We start from the raw sequence: 4,101 nt of genomic DNA, 5'->3' as shown, positions 1-4,101 counted from the left end.
CTTCATCACGCACCAGACCCCGTCCGAACCGCCAAGACGCCGGACGGCACTCACGCCTGCCCACACTCACCCTTGACTCCCAGCGCGAAAGCTAGTACGCCGTACCGAGTACAAGGCAGCCGGTGCTCATCGGGCCGCCCGCGATGGCCGTCGGCATACTCCAGGCCTGCAAGACCTAGAAGCTCCGTTGCACAACCGGTGTAAGAGATCGGCGCGGCGGGGTGGGAGCCTGGCGCTCCCCCACCCCGCCCCGCACCCCGGGGTCAGCCGGTTGAGTTTTCTTCGGTGTAGATCTTGGTGGCGTTCGAGGCGTCGATCAGGCGGGTGGGGAGGATCTGGGACTTTTCGATGGTGCCGCAGTCGACCAGGAGCTTCTTGGCGGCGGTGATGGCTTCCTTGCCGTTCGTGGGGTAGGTGAAGGTGGCGCTCAACCGGCCCTGTTCGACGGCCTTGATACCGCCGGACGGGATCGGCAGCGCGTCGATGCCGAGGAACTTCATCTCCTTCTCCCGGCCGACCGCCTTCGCCGCCAGGTACGCCCCCTCTGCCATCGGGTCGTTGTGCGCGTACACAACGTCGATCTTCGGGTTCGCCTTGAGCAGCGCATCCATCTGCGCCTGCCCCTTCTCCCGCAGCCAGTCACCGCTGGCGTCGGCGACGATCTTGATCTTCGGGTTCGCCTTGATCGCGTCCACGAAGCCCTGGTGCCGCTCGGCCTGCGGCGTCGCCCCGGCCAGGCCCTTCAGCTCGACGATGTTCCCACCGGACGGCAGCAGCTTCTCGGCGACGTACTTGCCCGCCTCGGACCCGATCTGCACGTTGTCGCCGCCGATGAACCCGGTGTACGCATCACCCTCCACCTTGCGGTCCAGCACGATCACCGGGATGCCCTTGTCGTAGGCCTTCTTCACCACCGCGGTCAGCGGTTTCGCCTCGTTCGGGCTGATGATCAGCAGGTCGATCTGCTGGGTGATGTAGTTCTCCACGTCGGCGACCTGCTTGGCGTTGTCCTGGGCCGCGTCGGCGAACTTCACGTCGAACTGCGGCACCTCCTTGGCCGCCGCCCGGATGTCGTCGTCCATCCGCTGCCGGTACGGCTCGGCGACGTTCGCCTGGCTCATCCCGATCGTGTACTTGCCGTCGGCGCCCTTGCAGGACTTCGACTCACCGGCGCCCGGCGAGTCCGCCGTCCGTTCGCTGGTCGTGCCACAGCCGGCGAGCACCAGCGCGGCGACGGCCGCGGCGGCGAGGGGAATTCGCAGAGAGCGCATGACGGGAACCTTCCTCACGAGGCGGGACGCAGTCGCTGCAGCGCGGCGGCGGCAACGATCACGAGTCCCTTGATCAGCAGCTGGATGTTGGAGTCGATGTTGTTCAGGGCAAGGATGTTGTTGAGTACGCCGAGCAGCAGCGCGCCGGCCACGGTCCCGGCGACCGAGCCGCGGCCGCCGGCCAGGCTGGTGCCGCCGATCACCACCGCGGCGATCGCGTCGAGCTCGTAGCCGATCCCGTCGTTCGGGCTGCCCTGGTTCAGCTGTACGGCGTGCACGACGCCGGCCAGCGACGCGAGCAGGCCGCAGATGGCGAAGACGGCGATCTTCACCCGCACCACCGGTACGCCGGACAGTCGCGCCGCCTTCTCGTTGCCGCCGACGGCATACAGGTGCCGGGAGAAAGCACTGACCCGCAGGAACACGACGGCCGCGATCGCGACCACCGCGAAGATCAGCACCGGGATCGGGACCAGCCCGCCGAAGGTGCGTTCACCGAGGATCGCGAACGACTCCGGCGCCTCGTGCGGCCCGTCGCCGTACGCGATCGCGACGCCCTGCCCGCCGGACCAGATCCGGGCCAGGCCGCGCGCTATCTGCAAACCGGCGAGCGTGACGATGAACGACTGGATCCCGATCATCGCGGTCGCGGCGCCCTGCAACGCGCCGAAGACCAGGCCGATCGCGAGCACGAGCAGGACCGACGGCAGGAAACCCCAGTCGTTCTCGACCATCAGTACGGCGGACCCGACGGCGGCCAGCCCGAGGACCGCGCCGACCGAGAGGTCGATGCCGCCGATCAGGATCACAAACGTCATCCCGACCGCGATGATGCCGATCTCGGACACGGCCCGGATCACGTTGGCCAGGTTGTCCGCGCTGATGAACAGGATCTCGCCGTCCTTGCGCGGCGAGAAGATGATCGCCGCGACGAACACCGCGAGCAGCCCGAACACACTCTGGAACCGGAACAGCGTGGCGACCACACCACCCTTGTCCCGGGCCAGTGCCACAGCGGGTTTCTCCTGCAGGTCGGTCACTGCGCTCCTCCGACTTCTTCGAACACTGCGCCCTGTCCCATCGCTGCGGCGAGCAGATCTCCTTCGCCGGAGTCCGCCGTGCTGAAGGAGGCGACGTCGCGGCCGTCCCGCAGTACGACGACCCGGTCGCAGACGCCGATCAGCTCCGGGAGCTCGGACGACGCGAGCAGTACGCCGAGACCCTGGCCGGCCAGCTCGCCGAGGAGCCGGTAGATCTCGGCCTTCGCGCCGACGTCGACGCCTCGGGTCGGCTCGTCCAGCAGCAGCAACCGTGGCTCGGTCAACAGCATCCGGCCGAACACGACCTTCTGCTGGTTGCCGCCGGACAGCGTGCCGACCTCGTCCTGCAACCGGCCGAACTTCAGGCGCAACCGGTCCGCCATCCGCACCGAGGCGGCGCTTTCCATCCGGCGCGCGATCACGCCGAGCCGCCCGTACGACGGGAGGCTCGAGACGACCGTGTTGGCGAGGATCGAGTGGAACAAAACGAGTCCGGACACGCGCCGGTCCTCGGGGACGAACCCGATGCCGTGAGCGAGTGCTTGGCGTGGACTGCGGGGGCGGATCTCCTTGCCCTGCAAGAGGATCCGGCCGGACTGGGTGCCGGCGGGCGCGACGCCGTACAGGGTCTCCAGGAGCTCGGTGCGGCCGGCGCCGAGGAGGCCGGCCAGGCCGACGATCTCGCCGGAGCGGACGGTCAGGGAGATGCCTTCGGGGTCGCGGCGGCCGGGACGCGGGCGGCGGGCCTTGAGGGCCAGGTCCTCGAGGCGGAGGAGCTCGTCGCCGGTGTCGGCGTCGGGGGTGGTGAACATGGTCTGGACCGGGCGGCCGACCATCGCCTCGACGACTTCCGCCGTACTGAGTGTGCGGGGGTCGAAGCTGGTCACGACCTGGCCGTTGCGGAGGACGGTCGCGCGGTCGGCGACCTGGGCGATCTCCTCCATCCGGTGCGAGATGTAGACGATGCCGACACCTGACCTGCGCAGCTCGCGGATGACGTCGAACAGGCGCTCGACCTCGGAGGTGGTGAGGGCGGAGGTGGGCTCGTCCATGATCAGCACGCGGGCGTCGAGGGAGATCGCCTTCGCGATGGTGACGAGTTGCTGCTCGCCGACGCGGAGCTCGCCGACCGGCCGGTGCGGATCGAGTCGAACGCCGCTGCGCTCGAGCAGGGCGCGGGACTCGCGGTCCATCCTTCGCCGGTCGACGGTCCGCAGTCTGGTGCGGAGCTCACGGCCGAGGAAGATGTTGTCGGCGACGGACAGGCCGGGGACCAGGTCGAGCTCCTGGTGGATCATCGCGATCCCCGCCGCCTGGGCGTCGGTGGGGCCACCGAAGTGCACCGGGTCGCCGTTGATCTCGATCGTGCCGTCGTACTCGGTGACGTCGCCGGACAGGATCTTCATCAACGTCGACTTGCCGGCGCCGTTCTCGCCGAGCAACGCGTGCACCTCGCCCGCGCCCAGCGTGAAGTCGACGTCGCGGCAGGCCTGCACCCCGCCGTACCGCTTCCCGATGCCCGCCATCCGCACCAGCCTGGCACCGTCCGCCATCCCACCAGCCTCTCCTGTGAGAAATCGATTTCCCAGACGCTAGACCGCACCCAGGCCGCCGTCAACCCCTCACCACTTCCCGGCGCTCAACCGTGACCCAGCTTCGTGCTTGGCGGTTTCGGACGGCAGCTGTTCGATCTGGATGGAAGGGGTGCGGATCTCCAGGCCACCACAATCGACAGCGGGGCGGGGGGGGCGAGGGGGTGTGGGACGCGGCGGCGGCCGGGAGGTTGGTGA

3 protein-coding genes are annotated in these 4,101 nt (G+C 68.8%); all 3 read right to left on the bottom strand.

Features of this window, described 5'->3' with window-relative positions; all coding sequences use genetic code 11:
- Positions 1 to 263: 263 nt before the first annotated feature.
- From AB0H36_RS47910 to AB0H36_RS47900, 3 genes are read right to left on the bottom strand one after another with little or no spacing between them, the layout of a single operon-like run.
- On the bottom strand, positions 264 to 1,271 hold the full coding sequence (locus tag AB0H36_RS47910; RefSeq protein WP_360539040.1) for a substrate-binding domain-containing protein: 1,008 nt from the start codon (positions 1,269 to 1,271) through the stop codon (positions 264 to 266).
- A gap of 14 nt (positions 1,272 to 1,285) precedes the next feature.
- The gene (locus tag AB0H36_RS47905; protein WP_360539037.1) at positions 1,286 to 2,311 is read right to left on the bottom strand and encodes an ABC transporter permease; all 1,026 of its coding nucleotides are present in this window, start codon (positions 2,309 to 2,311) and stop codon (positions 1,286 to 1,288) included.
- Positions 2,308 to 3,864 carry a sugar ABC transporter ATP-binding protein gene (locus tag AB0H36_RS47900; RefSeq protein WP_360539034.1) on the bottom strand — a complete coding sequence of 519 codons (1,557 nt, stop codon included), beginning with the start codon at positions 3,862 to 3,864 and terminating at the stop codon, positions 2,308 to 2,310. Before AB0H36_RS47900 ends, AB0H36_RS47905 begins: the two co-directional genes overlap by 4 nt.
- Positions 3,865 to 4,101 lie beyond the last annotated feature (237 nt).

The sequence above is a fragment of the Kribbella sp. NPDC050820 genome (assembly GCF_040653975.1).
Taxonomy (GTDB): Bacteria; Actinomycetota; Actinomycetes; order Propionibacteriales; family Kribbellaceae; genus Kribbella.
The sequence above is the reverse complement of the archived record's forward strand: the minus strand, read 5'-3'. Positions and strand labels throughout refer to the sequence as shown.

What these genes read in the sequence shown, in the direction of transcription:
- AB0H36_RS47910 (WP_360539040.1), bottom strand. Translation starts at nt 1,271, where the DNA reads ATGCGCTCTCTGCGAATTCCCCTCGCCGCCGCGGCCGTCGCCGCGCTG.
- AB0H36_RS47900 (WP_360539034.1), bottom strand. Translation starts at nt 3,864, where the DNA reads ATGGCGGACGGTGCCAGGCTGGTGCGGATGGCGGGCATCGGGAAGCGG.